Annotated in this window: 11 protein-coding genes and 1 pseudogene; 6 read left to right on the top strand and 6 right to left on the bottom strand. The window is 70.9% G+C overall.

Annotated features, from left to right (window positions below; genetic code table 11):
• Positions 1 to 6 precede the first annotated feature (6 nt).
• The 4 genes from FHW73_RS17355 (at position 7) to FHW73_RS06905 (ending at position 2,995) form a co-directional block, all read left to right on the top strand.
• On the top strand, positions 7 to 720 hold the full coding sequence (locus tag FHW73_RS17355) for a TonB-dependent receptor plug domain-containing protein (protein ID WP_221187442.1): 714 nt from the start codon (positions 7 to 9) through the stop codon (positions 718 to 720).
• A gap of 72 nt (positions 721 to 792) precedes the next feature.
• Positions 793 to 2,127: a TonB-dependent receptor gene (locus FHW73_RS17360; protein WP_221187443.1), complete on the top strand. Its 1,335-nt coding sequence runs from the start codon at positions 793 to 795 to the stop codon at positions 2,125 to 2,127.
• Complete coding sequence (locus tag FHW73_RS06900; protein ID WP_183425950.1) at positions 2,127 to 2,579, top strand: group III truncated hemoglobin; 453 nt, start codon at positions 2,127 to 2,129, stop codon at positions 2,577 to 2,579. The genes FHW73_RS17360 and FHW73_RS06900 overlap by 1 nt, the downstream gene beginning before the upstream one ends.
• The gene (locus FHW73_RS06905; RefSeq protein ID WP_183425951.1) at positions 2,576 to 2,995 is read left to right on the top strand and encodes a cupin domain-containing protein; all 420 of its coding nucleotides are present in this window, start codon (positions 2,576 to 2,578) and stop codon (positions 2,993 to 2,995) included. The genes FHW73_RS06900 and FHW73_RS06905 overlap by 4 nt, the downstream gene beginning before the upstream one ends.
• Positions 2,996 to 3,046: 51 nt before the next feature.
• On the opposite strand, the gene FHW73_RS06910 is transcribed toward FHW73_RS06905, so the two are convergent.
• From FHW73_RS06910 to FHW73_RS06925, 4 genes are all read right to left on the bottom strand, one after another.
• Entirely contained in the window at positions 3,047 to 3,796 is a 750-nt protein-coding gene (locus FHW73_RS06910; RefSeq protein ID WP_183425952.1) for a helix-turn-helix domain-containing protein, read from the bottom strand.
• Between the two features lie 23 nt (positions 3,797 to 3,819).
• Complete coding sequence (hemN, locus tag FHW73_RS06915; RefSeq protein ID WP_183425953.1) at positions 3,820 to 5,232, bottom strand: oxygen-independent coproporphyrinogen III oxidase; 1,413 nt, start codon at positions 5,230 to 5,232, stop codon at positions 3,820 to 3,822.
• Between the two features lie 121 nt (positions 5,233 to 5,353).
• A complete protein-coding gene (locus FHW73_RS06920; protein WP_183425954.1) occupies positions 5,354 to 7,078 on the bottom strand; it encodes an alpha-amylase family glycosyl hydrolase in 1,725 nt (574 codons plus the stop codon).
• Between the two features lie 56 nt (positions 7,079 to 7,134).
• Complete coding sequence (locus tag FHW73_RS06925; protein ID WP_183425955.1) at positions 7,135 to 8,613, bottom strand: MFS transporter; 1,479 nt, start codon at positions 8,611 to 8,613, stop codon at positions 7,135 to 7,137.
• A 194-nt stretch (positions 8,614 to 8,807) separates the two neighbouring features.
• Between FHW73_RS06925 and FHW73_RS06930 the strand changes: the two genes are divergently transcribed.
• Both FHW73_RS06930 and pulA read left to right on the top strand, forming a co-directional pair.
• Positions 8,808 to 10,427, top strand: a complete 1,620-nt coding sequence (locus FHW73_RS06930; protein WP_183425956.1) for an alpha-glucosidase — start codon at positions 8,808 to 8,810, stop codon at positions 10,425 to 10,427.
• Positions 10,428 to 10,431: 4 nt separating this feature from the next.
• Positions 10,432 to 13,170, top strand: coding sequence for a pullulanase-type alpha-1,6-glucosidase (gene pulA / locus FHW73_RS06935; RefSeq protein WP_345776155.1), 2,739 nt, complete (start codon positions 10,432 to 10,434; stop codon positions 13,168 to 13,170).
• Positions 13,171 to 13,205: 35 nt separating this feature from the next.
• Here pulA and FHW73_RS06940 read toward each other — a convergent pair whose 3' ends face one another.
• Both FHW73_RS06940 and FHW73_RS06945 read right to left on the bottom strand, forming a co-directional pair.
• Entirely contained in the window at positions 13,206 to 13,976 is a 771-nt protein-coding gene (locus FHW73_RS06940; protein ID WP_183425958.1) for a 2,3-dihydro-2,3-dihydroxybenzoate dehydrogenase, read from the bottom strand.
• A gap of 87 nt (positions 13,977 to 14,063) precedes the next feature.
• Positions 14,064 to 16,217 (bottom strand): annotated as a pseudogene (locus FHW73_RS06945) (amino acid adenylation domain-containing protein); the annotation flags it as partial.
• Positions 16,218 to 16,468 lie beyond the last annotated feature (251 nt).

Consider the following 16,468-nt stretch of genomic DNA (forward strand, 5'->3'; position numbering starts at 1 on the left):
TCCATCATGTGCCTGCGCCCCTCCCCGCTTCCGCTTGTCCTGGCGATCGCCGCCGCGCTGCTCGCCGGCCCCGCGGTCGCCGACGATGCCGTGGCCGACGCCATCGACCTGGACCGCATTCTGGTGCTGGGTCGCGGCGACGACACGCCGGTCGCACCGACCGTCGCGCAGGAGCGTCTGCGGCTGGAGCGCGTTCCCGGCGGTACCAACCTCGTGGACCTGCGCAACGCCGGGCGCCAGGCCACGCTGCGCGATGCGCTCGACCTCCAGCCCGGCGTCGTGCTGCAGGACTTCTTCGGCGGCATCGACCAGCCACGGCTCAACATCCGCGGCTCGGGCATCCAGAGCAACCCGGTCAACCGCGGCGTGCAGCTGCTGCAGGACGGGCTGCCGCTCAACGACGCCGACGGTGCGTTCGTGATCGGCCTGCTCGAGCAGCGCAATGCGGCATTCGTCAGCGTGCGCCGCGGCGCCAATGCGCTGACCCCGGCCGCGACGTCGCTCGGCGGCGAGCTCGACTTCCGCAGCCTCACCGGCGCCGACGAGCGTGGACGCCTGCGACTGGAGGGCGGCAGCGACGGCCGTCGCGGCGGCCAACTGTCGCTGGGCGACGTCGTCGGCCGCGCCGACTGGCGCGTCAGCGCCAGCCGCGATGAGAGCGACGGCTACCGCCACCACGCCGATGGTGAACGCAACGCGGTGCAGTTCAACACCGGCTAGCGCGCCGGCGAGACTTTCAGCAACCGCACATTCGCGTCGTGGACCGACCTGTTCTTCCACATCCCCAACGTCGTGCCCAAGGCGCGCATCCACAGCGACCCGCGCGGCGTGATGGGCGACGGCGACACGCCGCAGGACCGGCTGCTCGACGTCTACCGCCGCGACCCGCTGCGCGACACCCGGCACTGGCGTGTGGCCAACGTCTCCGAATGGGGCGGCGCGGAACGCCGGCAGTCGCTTGGGCTGTGGTGGCAGGACACCGACGACCTGTTCAAGAACCCGACTGTGCACACCGACAGCGCCACCCAGACCGGTGGCGTGCAGTACCAACTGGCCGGCGCCCATGGCCGCCTCGACTACCGCCTGGGTGCGGCCTACGCGGAGAGCGACACGCTGCGCGAGTTCCATGCGAACAACCCGGCCAACGGTACGCGCCTGCAGCGTTTCGGCCAGTACGACCTCGACGCCACCAGCCTCGACGTGCTCGGCGGCATCGGCTGGGCCCCGGGCGCCGACTGGCGGCTGCTGGCCGAGGCCCGCTGGAGCCGCGCCACGCGCGATGCCGCCGACCGCCTGCGCGGCGGCGGACTGGACCAGCGCTATACCCATGCGAGCCCGCGGCTGGGTGCGACCTGGCAGCCACGCGAGCACCTGCGACTGTTCGCCAACATCAGCCGCAGCCACGAAGCGCCGACATGGTGGGAGATCGTCAGCGCCGACGCGCCGGCCAACAATCCGGCCGGCGCACAGTCGCAGTTGCTGCGCCTGCGGGTGCAGCGCGCCGACACGCTGGAGCTCGGCGGCGACGGGCGGCTGGGCACTGGCGAGCGCGCGCCGCACTGGTCGCTGGCGGTCTATCGTAGCGCGGTCGACGACGAACTGATGGCGATGGTCGACGCATCGGGCAACCGCACTGGCACCTACAACTACGCCGCCGGCACCACCCACCAGGGCGTCGAGGCGGGACTCGACGGCCACCTGCCCGTCTCCGGCGGCGGCGCACTGGAGTACCGGGTGGCCTGGACCTACAGCGACTTCACGTTCGACGACGGCCAGTTCGCCGGCAACCGCATCGCCGGCGTGCCCCGGCACCTGGTCGGCGCGGAACTGGCATGGCGCCAGGGCGGCTGGCGGTTCGGTCCCAACGTGCGCTGGCTGCCCAGCGATACCCCGACCGACCACGCCAACACCCGCGAGATCGTGCAGGACGGCTACGCCCTGCTCGGCTTCCGGCTCGACTACACGGTCGATGATGGCCGTTGGTCGGTGTTCGTCCACGGCGACAACCTCACCGACCGCCGCTACGCCAGCAGCTACGTCATCCGCGACCGCGCCACGCTCGCGCAGCCGGGCTTCCTGCAGGGCGTGGGCCGCAACGCGACGCTCGGCTTCACCTGGCGCTTCTGATGACCGCGCCTCCGCCCCCTCCGGCGTCCGCGCCGCCGCCCATCGACGCGGCATGCTGCAGCGAGGAGGAAGTGATCGCGCTCGTGCACCGCTTCTACGCGCACGTCCGCGAGGATCCGCTGCTCGGGCCGGTGTTCGCGCGCCACGTCCACGACTGGGACGCGCACCTGGCGCAGTTGGTCGACTTCTGGTCGGCGATGCTGCGCGGTACCCGCCGTTTCAGCGGCGCGCCGATGCCGCGGCACATGGCGTTGCCCGGCCTGCGGCCGGCGCTGTTCGACCGCTGGCTGGCGCTGTTCCGGCAGACCACTGCCACGCTCGGCAATCCGGCGCTGCAGGCGCAGGCCGATGCCCGCGCCGAGATGATCGCCGCACGCTTCTGGCAGCAGTACTGCATCGAGGGCCGCGACCGGCCCGCCCCCGCCCCATCCGATCCAGGAGATCAAGCATGACCCCATCCTTCCGCCTGCGCGGCCTGCTACTGGCCTGCGCGCTCGCCTCCACCCTGCCCGCCTTCGCCGACACGGGTACGGCCGCCCCGCCCCGGCTGTCGGACCTCGCGCCGCCGCGCGCGCCCGATGCCGCCGAACCGCGGCAGGTCACGCCCCTGGGCGATTTCGGCAACGCCAGACTCGTCCAACTGCAGGTACGCGCAGGCACGCAGATGCCGGCGCACGCCGCGCCCGAGCGGGTGCTGGTGATCGTGCTCGCAGGCACCGGCCGCTTTGACTTCGGCGACGAGCACGTGCCGCTGCGGGCTCGGCAGGTGCTGCACATGGCGCCGGGCGAATCGCATGCGGTACTCGCCGAGACCGACCTCGACCTGTTGCTGGTGCGTATCGACGAGGCGGCGAATGCCGCCCCCTAGCCGGGGCCTCGCCCGCGCACCTGCATCCGCGGGCGCGCAGCCGACCCTGGGTCAGTCGCGCAGCACGTGGTGGGCCAGCGTCTCCAGCTCCACCGGCTGCAGGATCTCCAGGTCGCGGCGGTCCACGCGCAGCACGCCGTCGTCCTGCATCCGTCGCAGTACCCGGCTGACCGTCTCCGGCGCCAGGCGCAGGTAGTTGGCGATATCGGTGCGCGGCATCATCAGCCGCAACCGCGTGGCCGAGAAGCCGCGCGCGGCGAAACGGCGCGACAGCGTGACCAGGAACGCGGCCAGCCGTTCCTCGGCGCTGAAGTTGCCGGTCAGCAGCGAAGCCTTGCCGATGTCCTGACTGAGCAGACTGAACAGATGCTTCTGCAGGCCCGGCATGCGCCCGGCCAGCGTGGCCATCATCGGGAACGAGAACCGGCACAGCATCACGGTGTCCAGCGCGACCGCGTTGCAGGGGTAGCGCGCGCTGTGGATCGCGTTCAGGCCGATCACCTCGCCGGGCAGGAAGAAGCCCAGCACCTGCTCTCGGCCATTGCCGTCGATGACGTAGGTCTTGATGGTGCCGGCGCGTACCGCGGCGATCGCGTTGAACGGCGCGCCTTCCCGGAAGACGTAGTCGCCCTCACGGAATGGGCCGACGTGCTCGACCAGCACATGCAGGTCGCGCAGATCGGTCTTGTCGTAGCCCTCGGCCAGACACGCCGAGGAGAACGCACAGGTGCTGCAGAAGCGGACCTCGTCGCCGTCGTCGGCAATCGGGCTGGGCCGCGGTCGCGGCTCAAGGCCGGCCATGGGCGAACTCCGGACGCGCGGCGTCAGATCGTGCGGGAATAGCGAGGCTGCTCACTCGGCTTCTGCAGGTACCGGTCGAAACACATCGCGATGATACGCAGCAACGGCCGACCGCGCGACGTGGCCCGGATCCTGGTGGGGGTGCACTCGACCAAGGCATCGGCCTGCAGCGGCGCCAGCGCCGCCAGCTCGCCGGCGAAATAGGCCGCAAAGTCGAGGTCGTAGGCACGCTCGATCGCCCCGATGTCGATCTCGCCCTGGCACATCAGCCGCTGGATCAGGTCGGCGCGCAGCACGTCGTCGTGGCCGAGCACCAGGCCGCGCCAGATCGGCAGCGTGCCGGCGTCGATCGCCGCTTCCCACTCGGTCAGGCCGCGGTGGTTCTGCGAGAAGCTGTCGCCGACATGGCTGATCGCGCTCACGCCCAGGCCCACCAGATCGGTCTGCGCGTGCGTGGTGTAGCCCATGAAGTTGCGGTGCAGCCCGCCCTCGCGCTGGGCCCGCGCCAGTTCGTCGTCGGGCAGCGCGAAGTGGTCCATGCCGACGTAGCGGTAGCCGGCCGCCGCCAGCTTTTCGACCGCCAGGCCCAGCAGCGCGAGCTTCTCCTCGGGCGCCGGCAGCGTGGCGGCATCGATCTGGCGCTGCGGCCGGAACACGTCCGGCAGGTGCGCATAGCCGTAGATCGCCAGCCGGTCGGGGCGCGCCTGCATCACGGTGTCGAGCGTGCGGCCGAAGCCTTCGAGCGTCTGCTTGGGCAGGCCGTAGATCAGATCGACGTTGAGCGAGCGCATGCCGTAGCGACGGCTGGCCTCGATGATCTCCAGCGTCTGCTCGACGCTCTGGATGCGGTTGACCGCGGCCTGCACGACCGGGTCGAAATCCTGCACGCCGAGGCTGGCCCGGTTGAAGCCGATCTCGGCCAGGCGGCCGATGTCGTCGGGGGTCACGAAGCGCGGGTCGAGCTCGATCGAGAAATCCCGCGCCGGGTCCTGGCTGAAGCGGAAGTGCGCGCCGAGGCTTTCGACCAGCTCGGCGATCTGGCCGGGGCCGAGGAAGTTCGGCGTGCCGCCTCCCAGGTGCAGTTGCACCACCTCGCGATCGGCGTCGAACAGCGGCGCGACCATCGCGATCTCGCGATGCAGACGGTCCAGGTACACCTGCCCGCGCGCCTCATCGCGGGTGATGATGCGGTTGCAGCCGCAGTAGAAGCAGGGGCTGCGGCAGAACGGCACGTGCACGTACAGCGACAACTGGCGCGGGATCGGGTCGTCATTGCCGCGCCGCGCGAGCTCCTGCAAGTCGACCTCGCCGAAGCCGGGCAGGAACTGCGGCGCGGTCGGGTACGAGGTGTAACGGGGCCCGGGCCGGTCGTAGCGACGCAGCAGGTCCGGATCGAAGGGCCAGTCCTGCGGAAAGGCGGAAGCGATGGTGTCCATGCGGGCAGTATCCGCGACAGTGTGTCGCCCCCGCCTTGACTGAAGTCAATCCGATCAACCGGATACGCCCATTCAGTCTGAACAAGCAGCAGACGCGCATGCGGCGCGCTGGGCGCACCGATCAGCGCGGGCCGCCGAGACGGCCGTCCATCGCCTGCCGAAGGCGGGCGCGCAGGTCGGCGCGGCGAGGCGCCGCGTCGAGCACGAAGACCCGCAGCCCGTGCGCGGGCACCTCGGCCTGCAGCCGGTCGGTCACGGCGATCTGACCGCCGTCGAGCGCGTCGCGCCAGGTCCCCGGCTCGAGCCAGCGCGTCACCTCGGCCTGCCATGGCACCTCGCCCTTGTTAAGCAACACCAGCGCAATCTGCGCACTGCCCTCGACATCGAGCACGCGGTAGAACGCGGCGTGGTCGCCCTCGAGCCCGAGCTCAAGCTGCAGCCCGCGCTGCAATGCTGGCGTCGTACGACGCAGGTTCGCCACCCGGGTCAGCGCGGCATGGATCGGATGCGCGGCGGCCGCATCGACGCGCGCCTGGCCGAAGTAGGCGCGGTTGCCGGCATGCTCGGCGCGGCCGCGCATGAAGCCGGTCTCCGAACCGTAGTAGATCACCGGGATCCCGCGCGCCGTGAACAGCCAGTTGTGCGCATCGATGAAGCCGGCGTCGCTGGCGTCCATGCGCGGCATGTCGTGGTTGTCGTAGAACGTCGTCAGTTCGTAGGGGTTCGCGTACGGCCCGCCTTCCAGATGCAGCGACGGCGCCAGGCGCTCGAAGCCGGCGCCCTGGGCGAAGACCTCGTCCATCGCCTGCTTCATCGGAAAGTCGAGCACGCTGATGCCGCCATTGCCGGGCCAGGTGTGCTCGGCGATCCGATTGGCGTCGAACTCGAACGCCTCGCCGAACATGAAGAAGCCCGGATGCCGGGTGCGGATGCGCTCGGCGAATTCGCGCCAGAACGCATGCGGCATCCAGGCGATGGTGTCGACCCGGAAGGCATCCGCGCCCTGGTCGATCCACTGCAGGTAGGCGCCGGCGAGATACGCCATGACCGCGGGGTTCGCAGCATCGAAGTCACTGAGCTGGGCGAGGTTGCCATCGAAGATCGAACCGGTCTTGGCATCGATCGGGCCGACGTTGCTGTAGAACGCGTGCAGCGGATTGCCCGCCGGGTCGAGCTGCTGCGGCGGTAGATTCTGGTGGTCGGCGACCAGCCTGCCCTGCGCATCGAAGATCTGGCCAAAGCCGGGCTGCGCGGTGGGCATCGTCCACGATGGCGAGCCGTGGTTGCCGACGATGTCGAGCACGGTCTTCAGGCCCGCGGCGCGCATGCCGTCGGTGAAGCCGCGGAAGTCGAGATCGGCGCTGGGCAGGTGTTCGTCGAGCGTGTAGAAGTTCGTCCCCCAGTAGCCGTGGTAACCGGTCTTGCCGCGGTCGCTGAGCGTGCTGTTGCACGAGATGGGGTCGCCGCCGGTGAACGCCTCGTCGGGGTTGTCGACGATCGGCGTGATCCACACCGCGCCAAACCCCATGTCACGGATGTAGCCGGCGTTGTCGAGCACGCCGCGGAAGTCGCCGCCGAGGTAGCCGATGTTGCCATCGATGCCGTCCGGGCAGCGGACCGGAATGTCGAAGGTGCGGTGCGCCCCGCCCTGCTCGCGGTGGTCGTTGGCGGGATCGCCGTTGACGAAGCGATCGGTGACGACGAAGTACACGGCGTGCTCGGCGAATGGCTCGAGCGTGCCGTACAGGTCCGTCGTGTCGAGTGCGTCCGGCGCATTGCGGGTCGCGACATGGCTGCAGCCGGCGCACAGCAGCGCGGCGAGCAGGAGGGGGGACGTTCGCGGCATCGCGCGGCTCCTGACGGGGGAACGGGAGGAAAGATGGCCAGGTCGGGCTGCGCGCCTCATGCGCTGCGCGGGCGCGAGACCCGCAGCACGCACAGCCCTGCGATCGCCAGGCTGGCGCCGCCGAGCATCAGCACGCGCATCGGCTCGCCGTCGAACACACGCCCGAGCAGGAAACCCAGCGTGCTGACCGCAACCAGCTGCGGAATCACGATGAAGAAATTGAAGATGCCCATGTACACGCCCATCTTCTCGGCCGGCAGGCTGTCGGACAGCAGCGCATAGGGCAGCGACAGGATCGAGGCCCAGGCAAAACCGACACCGACCATCGAGCCGAGCAGCCAGCGCGGGTCGTCGACGAATGCAATCGACAGCAGGCCCAGCGCGCCGAGCAGCAGATTGACCAGATGCGCGCCGCGCAGTCCCAGACGACGTGCCAGCCACGGGATCACGATCGCGGCCAGCGCGGCAAAGCCGTTATAGGCGGCGAACAGCACGCCGACCCAGTTGGCGCCGTCGTTGTAGGCCGCCGACTGCGGATCGCTGCTGCCGTAGTGGGTCTGTGCGACGGCCGCGGTGGTGTAGATCCACATCGCGAACAGGCCGAACCACGAGAAGAACTGCACGACGGCCAACTGGCGCATCGTCGTGGGCATCGCATGCAGGTCGGCGGCGATCGTGGCCAGCATCCGCTGCGGCGCGAGCCGCCTGGCGACCAGCCGCAACAGGCCGTAGCCCAGCGGCAGGCCCGCCAGCACGTAGAGCATGCGGTCCAGGTCGAGCGCGGCCACCGCGACGAGGCCGGCCACGCCGACCAGCAACCAGGCCAGCCCACCACCGGCCGGCGGCACCGGCGCGTCGGCGGCCGGCAGCGCGCCTTCGGGCGTCGCGTCGTCGAAGGTGCGCAGCACCTCGGGCGGATACTCGCGCGTGCGCACCACCGTCCACAGCACGGCCAGCAGCAGCACCGCGCCACCGAACCAGAACGCATAGCGCACCGTATCAGGCACCTCACCGGGCCCGGCGGTGTTGGCGACGCCCACCTTGGCGAGCACGAACGGCAGCGCACTGGCGACCACCGAGCCAACGCCAATGAAGAAGCTCTGCATCGCATAGCCGGTCGGGCGCTGCCTGGGCGCCAACTGGTCGCCGACGAAGGCGCGGAACGGTTCCATCGACACATTCAGTGACGCATCGAGCACCCACAGCGTGCCGGCGGCGATCCACAACTCGGGCGAGGTCGGCATCACCACCAAGGCTGCGGTCGAGAACAGCGCGCCCCACAGGAAGTACGGGCGGCGGCGGCCCAGCCGCGTCCAGGTGCGATCGGAGAAGTAGCCGATCACCGGCTGCACCAGCAGTCCGGTCAGCGGGGCAGCGATCCACAGGCCGGGGACCTGTTCCATGTCGGCGCCGAGCGTCTGGAAGATGCGGCTGACGTTGGCGTTCTGCAGGGCGAATCCGAACTGGATGCCCAGAAAGCCGAAACACATATTCCAGATCTGCCAGAACGACAGTGACGGTTTGCGGTTGCCCATCGCTGCGAGGCCCCTCCCAAGATCCGCTGCGCCGACGCAGGTTGCGCCGGCCAGGCCATGGTAGCGAGCGCGCTCCTGGCGGCGACGACCTGCATACGTATTCATGCCACAGGTCCGGGACGTGCGCTTTCGCAGGCGGCGCGGCATCGTCTACCGTCCCACCGCGCCGCAAAGGCGACCGAAGGCAGAGAGCGATGAGCGACAACAGGTGGTGGCGGGGCGCGGTGATCTACCAGATCTACCCGCGCAGCTTCATGGACAGCGACGGCGACGGCGTGGGCGACCTGCCCGGCATCATCGACCGGCTGGCGCATGTCGCCAGCCTGGGCGTGGATGCGATCTGGATCTCGCCGTTCTTCCGCTCGCCGATGGCCGACTACGGTTACGACATCGCCGACCAGTGCGACGTCGACCCGATGTTCGGCACCCTGGCCGACTTCGATGCATTGCTGGCCAAGGCGCACGCGCTGGGCCTGAAGGTGATGATCGATCAGGTCTTCAGCCACACCTCCGATGCGCATGCCTGGTTCGAGGAGAGCCGGCAATCGCGCGACAACCCCAAGGCCAACTGGTACGTCTGGGCCGATGCCAAACCCGATGGCACGCCGCCCAACAACTGGCTGTCGATCTTCGGCGGCCCCGCCTGGCGCTGGGATCCGCGGCGCTGCCAGTACTACCTGCACAACTTCCTGTCGAGCCAGCCCGACCTGAACTTCCACAACCCGGATGTGCAGCAGGCCACGCTGGACTACGTCAAGTTCTGGCTCGACCGCGGCGTCGACGGCTTCCGGCTGGACTCGATCAACTTCTGCTTCCACGACGCGCAGCTGCGCGACAATCCGCCCAAGCCCGAGGCACTGCGCGTGGGCCGTGGCTTCGCGCCCGATAACCCGTACGCCTTCCAGTACCACTGGTACAACAACACCCAGCCGGAGAACATCGGCTTCCTCGAGCGGCTGCGTGCGCTGATGGACGAGTACGGGGATGTCGCCGCGCTGGGCGAGATCTCGGCCGAGGATTCGCTGGCGACCACCGCCGAGTACACCAGCCCCGGCCGCCTGCACATGGGCTACAGCTTCGAGCTGCTGGTCGACGACTTCAGCGCCGGCTACATCCGCGACACCGTCGAACGCCTGGAAGCGGCGATGACCGACGGCTGGCCGTGCTGGGCGATCTCCAACCACGACGTGCAGCGCGCAGTCACGCGCTGGGGCGGCGCACAGCCCAGCGACGACTTCGCCCGGCAGTTGGTCGGCCTGGTCTGCGCACTGCGCGGTTCGGTCTGCCTGTACCAGGGCGAGGAACTGGGCCTGCCCGAGGCCGAGGTGCCATTCGAGCAGTTGCGCGACCCCTACGGCATCGCGTTCTGGCCGAACTTCAAGGGCCGCGACGGCTGCCGCACGCCGATGCCGTGGACCGCCAGCACCGGCGCCGGCTTCACCACCGGCCAGCCGTGGCTGCCGATCCCCGACGCGCATCGCGCGCTCAATGTCGAGGCGCAGTCACGCGACGACGGCTCGGTGCTTGCCGGCGTCCGCCGTTTCCTGCACTGGCGCCGCGCCCAGCCGGCACTGGTGACCGGCACGCAGTGCTTCGTCGATGCGCCCGAGCCGGTGCTGGCCTTCGTGCGCGGCGACAGCGACGACCGTGTACTGGCGGTCTTCAATCTGTCGGAACAGGCGCTCGACTGGACGCTTCCGGCGGAGTTCGCGCGCCTGCGCGTGCTCGACGGCCACGGCCTGTTGGCCGGCGTCCTCGATGGTGACCGCGTCCGCCTGCCGCCACACGCGGCGCTGTTCGCTGCGGTGGACTGACGCGGTGCGCCTGTCGCGCACCACGCGGTACGGAACGCTTGCCGCCGGTCTGTTGGCCTGCGGCAGCGCTCTCGCCGCCCCGGGCGCACTGGCCGACTGCGACGCGCCCGGCCTCGCGCGCACGCTGCACCCCGCCCAGTCCGGCGCGCTGCCCGATCACACGCGCGCCCACTGGCTCGACCGCCATCTTCTGCGCTGGCCCGGGGCCGAGACTGCACCCGATACGCGCTTCCGGCTGTATCACGCTGCCGACGCCACGCTGGCCCTATGGCCGGGCGCGACGGTCCAGGGCCACGATGGCGCACTCGATCTCCATGTTCGCGCGGCCCCGGTGCCTGCGGCACTGGCCGAGCGCTTCGGCTTCGTCGGCGATGGCGTCACGCTGCAGACCGACGCGGACGACGCCACGCTATCGATGCTGCATCGCAGCCAACTGCTGCTGGTGCACGAAGACGCACATGGCCGCGTGCTCGACGCGACCGCACTCCAGCACGCCGGCGCTCTCGACGACCTCTACGCCGCCGCAACCGCGCTGCCGGACCTCGGCGCATTGCCCGGCCCCACCGAGACCGCGTTCCGGCTGTGGGCGCCCACGGCGCAGTCGGTCGCGCTGTGCCTCTACGACGATGCCGACGCACCGGCCACCGCAGTCCGCACGCTCGAGCGCGACGCCGCGACCGGCAGTTGGGCCACGGCGGTCCCTGGCGACCTGTCGGGCCAGGCCTACCTGTGGCTGGTCGACGTGTTCGTGCCGGGCACCGGTGTCGTCCGCAACCACGTCACCGATCCTTACTCGGTCGCGCTGACCGCCGACTCGCGGCGCAGCGTCGTGTTCGACCTCGAGGCGCCCGCGCTCAAGCCCGAGGGCTGGGACGCGCATGCCGCGCCCGCGCTCCGCGCCGCAACCGACCAGGTGGTCTACGAGTTGCACGTTCGCGACTTCTCGCGCGACGACGGCAGCGTGCCGCCAGCCCAGCGCGGCCGCTACGCCGCCTTTGCGCAGGCCGACTCGCACGGCGTGCGCCATCTGCGCAGGCTGCGCGCGGCCGGCGTGACCGATGTGCATCTGCTGCCGGTGTTCGATCTGGCCACGGTGCCGGAGGTCGGCTGCGTCACGCCCGATGTGCCCGATGCCGCGCCAGACAGCGATGCGCAGCAGGCCGCGGTGATGGCGGTGGCCGCGCAGGACTGCTTCAACTGGGGCTACGACCCGCTGCACTTCAATGCGCCCGAAGGCAGTTTCGCCAGCGATGCGACCGACCCGGCCGCGCGCATCGTCGAGTTCCGGCAGATGGTGCAGGCGCTGCACGCGCTCGATCTGCGCGTGGGCATGGACGTGGTCTACAACCACACCAGCGCCTGGGGCCAGGCCCCACACTCGGTGCTCGATCGCATCGTGCCCGGCTATTACCACCGCTACGACGCCGACGGCCGCGTCGCGCATTCGACCTGCTGCGCCAACACCGCGACCGAGCACGCGATGATGGCCAAGCTCATGCTCGATTCGGCCGAGCTGTGGGTGCGCCACTACCGCATCGATTCGTTCCGCTTCGACCTGATGGGCCACCAGCCGCGCGCGGCGATGCGCGCGCTGCAGGCGCGCGTGGACGCGGCGGCCGGGCGTCCGGTGCAACTGCTGGGCGAAGGCTGGAACTTCGGCGAGGTCGCCGACGGCGCGCGCTTCGTGCAGGCCTCGCAGCAGTCGCTGGGCGGCACCGGCATCGGTAGTTTCAGCGACCGCGCGCGTGACGCGGTGCGCGGTGGTGGCCCCTCGGACAGCGGCGCAGCCTTGCATGCCCATCGTGGCTGGATCCACGGCCACACCGACGCGGCGTTGCTGCGGCGCCAGGCCGAGCTGGTCCGCGTCGGTCTGGCCGGCACGTTGCGCGACTACCGGCTGCCCGACGGCCGCACGCTCGCGCAGATCGACTATGCCGGGCAGCCGGCCGGCTTTGCGACCCAGCCGACAGAGGTCGTGAACTACGTCGAGAACCACGACAACCAGACGCTGTTCGACATCAACGTGTTCCGCCTGCCGGCCGATGCCGACGCCGATGCGCGCGTCAACGCGCAGGTGCTGGCCATCGCCACCACGGCTTTCAGCCAGGGCATCGCCTACCTGCACGCCGGCGTCGAACTGCTGCGCTCCAAGTCCCTGGACCGCAACAGCTTCGACTCGGGCGACTGGTTCAACCGCATCGACTGGACCGGCGCGGCCCACGGCTTCGGCACCGGCCTGCCGCCTGCGCCCGACAACAGCGCCAACTGGCCGCTGATGCGCCCGCTGCTGGCCGATGCGATGCGCATCCGCCCCGACCAGCGCGATGTGCTGCGCACGCGCGACATGAGCCTGGACCTGCTGCGCATCCGCGCCAGCACGCGGCTGTTCCGCCTGCCCGACGCCGCGCAGGTCCAGGCCCGCCTGCGTTTTCCCGGCGCCGATGCCGACCCCGAGCTCGTCGCCGGTCACCTGGACGGCCGCGGTCTGGCCGATGCCGGCTTTGCCGAGGTGCTCTACGCGATCAACGTCGCCGATGAGGTGCGCACACTCGACGCGCCCGAGCTTGCCGGGCGTGCGTGGACCCTGCACCCGGTGCACCGCGCGCCCGAGGCGGCCGATCCGCGCCCGCGCGAGGCGGCCAGGATCGACGCCACGCGCGGCCGCTTTGCCGTGCCGCCGCGCACGGCGCTCGTCTTCGTCGTGCCCACGGACGCGTCCGGGTCGTCCACGACCGGACGGTAATGCCGCGCCGCGCGCGAAGACGCGGCGCGATCGACTCAGGAGCGCAGCGTCGCGCCGCCGTCGACGTACAGGTCCTGCATCGCGATATGGCCAGCCTGCTCGGACAACAGGAACATCGCGGCATGCGCGATGTCGAGCGGCTCGGCGAGCTTGCCGAGCGGGATGCCGCTCTTGAACGTCTCCAGGCTGCCGGCGATGACCCTGGCCTCGCCATGGGCATCGGCCCACATTCCGGTCTGCATCGGCGTGCGCGTGGACCCCGGTGCGACGAGGTTGCAGCGGATGCCCAGCGGCGCAAGCTCCAGCCCCAGACAACGCACGAACATCGTCGCCGCGGCCTTCGACGCGGCATAGGCCGACATCGCATGCCGCGGAATGCCTGCGGCGTTGGACCCGACGACGACCAGGGCACCGCGACGGCGCGGCGCCATCACCCGGGCGAGCGCGCGGCCAACGTGGAACACGCCGTCGGCATTGACCGCGAACGTGCGCCGCCACTCCGCATCGCTGGTCTCCAGCACCGGGGTCGTCGACAGCACGCCGGCAACATGCGCGGCGAGGTCGATCGGCCCGACATCGGCCTCCACCTGCGCGATGAGCGCATCGACCGCCGCCGCATCGGTCACATCGAGCGCGAACGCATGGGCCGGTGCCACGCCGGTCGTCTCGGCGAGTTCGGGCGCGCGCAGGTCGGTTGCGATCACCGTCGCGCCGCTGGCTCGCAGCAGGTCCACGACCGCCGCGCCGATGCCGCCGGCCGCGCCGGTGACCAGCGCGATCCGGCCTTCGAATCCTGTGAGTTGCATGAGGGTCTCCGCAAAGGGGGGGCGTGGACGCGGTCGTACGCGGTGGCCTGACGCTTCAACGCGCGTCCGGCGCATCGCACGTCGCGCTCAGGGGTTCGGGTCGAAGGCCGCCAGCCGCGCGTCGAGCAGCGGCGCGATCGCCGCGGTCGCATCGCGACCGGTCAGCTCGCCGTGCCGGAACGGCAGCTCGACCGCCTCGACCCGCGCCGCATGCGCCTGCCACAGCACCGACTGCAGCTGCGGCCGGTCGACATGGTCGAGGCCGGCACGCACATGCAGCAGTGTGCCGTCATACCGCGTGTGGTGGTGCAGGCGCACGAGCCGATTGGTGTCGACGACCGCGCGTACCACACCGTCGAGCACGTGGCCCGGCAGGTTGCCGAGCGCGCTGTCGCCGCGGCGCAGGAACTCGACGATCGCTTCGCGGCTGCGCAACTCGGGATGACGGTCCGGGTCGTAGCCGGCGATCGCCAGCAACGCCCGCAGCGCATCGACTGCGTCGGGCTCGGGCTCGGCGCGCCAGCACTCGCTGGGATAGGCATCGAGCAATGCGAGCACGCCGACCTCGCGGCCGAGTGCCCGCAGGCGCACCGCCATCGCCTGGGCGAGGATGCCGCCGACCGACCAGCCGAGCAGGTGCAGCGGGCCGGTCGGCTGCAACGCGGCGACGCGGCGAGCGTAGTCATCGGCCAGCGCGTCGATGCTGCCCGGCAGCGGCTGCGCCAGGTCCAGCGCCGGCGACTGCAGCCCGTGCACGTCGCGCCGGGGCCGCAGCGCGCGCGCTAGCTCCCGGTAGCACCACGCAATGCCACCGGCCGGATGCACCACGAACAAGGGCGCACGCGCGAGCGCCGCGTCGCCGCGCGCCAGCGCGATCGTCGGGCCGAGACCGTGGTCGGGCGTGGCCTCGTCGGCATCGAGCAGCGCGGCGATGCCGGCCACCGTCGGCGTCGCAAACAACGCGCCCAGGCCCGGATCGCGACCGAACCGGCGCTGGATCGCCAGTAGCAGGTGCACCGCGGACAACGAATCGCCGCCCAGCGCGAAGAAGTCGCCATCGCCGCCGACACGCGCGACCCCCAGCGCCTGCGCGAACAACTCGGCGACCGCGGCCTCGGTCGGCGTGCGCGGGGCCACGAACGCCCCGGCATCGAACGCCGGCGCCGGCAGCGCATCGCGGTCGAGCTTGCCATTGGCCGTCACCGGCCAGGTGGCCAGCGCGACGAACGCGGCCGGCACCATGTAGTCGGGCACCTGCGCGGCCACGGCGGTGCGCAGCGCCTCGGCGTCGAACGCATCGGCGGCGACCGGCTGCAGATAACCGACCAGGCGTCGATCGCCGGCGCGGTCCTCGCGCACGATCACCGCCGCCTGCGCAGCCTGCCCGCTGGCGACGATCGCCGCCTCGATCTCGCCCAGTTCGATGCGCAGGCCGCGCAGCTTGACCTGGTGGTCGCTGCGGCCAAGGAATTCGACCGCGCCATCGTCGCGCCAGCGCGCGAGGTCGCCGGTGCGGTACAGGCGCCCGCCGGGCCGATACGGATCGGCGATGAACCGCTCGGCGGTCAGGTCGTCACGGCCGAGGTAACCGCGCGCGAGCTGCACACCGCCCAGGTACAGGTCACCGACGACGCCGGGCGGCAGCGGGCGCATGCGTGCATCGAGCACATACAGCTGCGTATTCCAGACCGGGAACCCGATCGGCACTGGGCGCGAGGTGTCGTCGGCGCACGCCGGCCAGAAACTCACATCGACCGCGGCCTCGGTCGGCCCGTAGAGGTTGTGCAGCTCGGCACGCACGCTGCGGTGGAAGCGATCGCGCAGCTCCGCATCCAGCGCCTCGCCGCTGCAGAACACCTGGCGCACGGCTAGCCCATAGGCGTCGGGCGTCGCCAGGAACGCGGCCAGCATTGACGGCACGAAATGCAGCGTGGTGATGCCGCGCGCGCGGATGAGTCGGGCCAGCGCGACCGGATCGCGATGCGCCTCCGGCGGCGCGACATCGAGCACCGCGCCAGTGATCAACGGCAGGAAGAACTCCCACACCGAGACATCGAAGGTCGCCGGCGTCTTCTGCAGGATGCGATCGGACGCGTCGATACGATAGTGCGTGCGCATCCATTCCAGGCGATTGACGATCGCGCGGTGCTCGACGACGACGCCCTTCGGCTCACCGGTCGAGCCCGAGGTGTAGATCACGTAGGCCGCATCGCCCGGCTGTGCGGGCGACACGAACGGCGCGTCGAGACGTTCGCCCCCACCCAACCCTCCCCCGCTCGCGGGGGAGGGCTCAACCGCCGCGGTCGTCACCAGCATCCGGGAAACTCCACCTCCCCCGCCTGCGGGGGAGGTCGGCGCCGTAGGCGACGGGTGGGGGCCGGGCGCGTCGCGGCGCGGGGGCCCCCCCCCCCCCCCCCCCCCCCCCCGGGGGGGGGGGCGCGCCCCCGCGCCCCGCCCCCACCCCGGCCCCGCACCAACCCCCCCCCCGCGGG

The sequence above is a fragment of the Luteimonas sp. RC10 genome, assembly GCF_014192745.1.
GTDB lineage: Bacteria > Pseudomonadota > Gammaproteobacteria > Xanthomonadales > Xanthomonadaceae > Luteimonas.

Excerpts from the sequence above, each read along its gene's own strand:
- FHW73_RS17355 (WP_221187442.1), top strand. The coding sequence starts at position 7 with ATGTGCCTGCGCCCCTCCCCGCTTCCGCTTGTCCTGGCGATCGCCGCC.
- FHW73_RS06900 (WP_183425950.1), top strand. The coding sequence starts at position 2,127 with ATGACCGCGCCTCCGCCCCCTCCGGCGTCCGCGCCGCCGCCCATCGAC.
- FHW73_RS06905 (WP_183425951.1), top strand. The coding sequence starts at position 2,576 with ATGACCCCATCCTTCCGCCTGCGCGGCCTGCTACTGGCCTGCGCGCTC.
- FHW73_RS06910 (WP_183425952.1), bottom strand. The coding sequence starts at position 3,796 with ATGGCCGGCCTTGAGCCGCGACCGCGGCCCAGCCCGATTGCCGACGAC.
- hemN (WP_183425953.1), bottom strand. The coding sequence starts at position 5,232 with ATGGACACCATCGCTTCCGCCTTTCCGCAGGACTGGCCCTTCGATCCG.
- FHW73_RS06920 (WP_183425954.1), bottom strand. The coding sequence starts at position 7,078 with ATGCCGCGAACGTCCCCCCTCCTGCTCGCCGCGCTGCTGTGCGCCGGC.
- FHW73_RS06925 (WP_183425955.1), bottom strand. The coding sequence starts at position 8,613 with ATGGGCAACCGCAAACCGTCACTGTCGTTCTGGCAGATCTGGAATATG.
- FHW73_RS06930 (WP_183425956.1), top strand. The coding sequence starts at position 8,808 with ATGAGCGACAACAGGTGGTGGCGGGGCGCGGTGATCTACCAGATCTAC.
- FHW73_RS06940 (WP_183425958.1), bottom strand. The coding sequence starts at position 13,976 with ATGCAACTCACAGGATTCGAAGGCCGGATCGCGCTGGTCACCGGCGCG.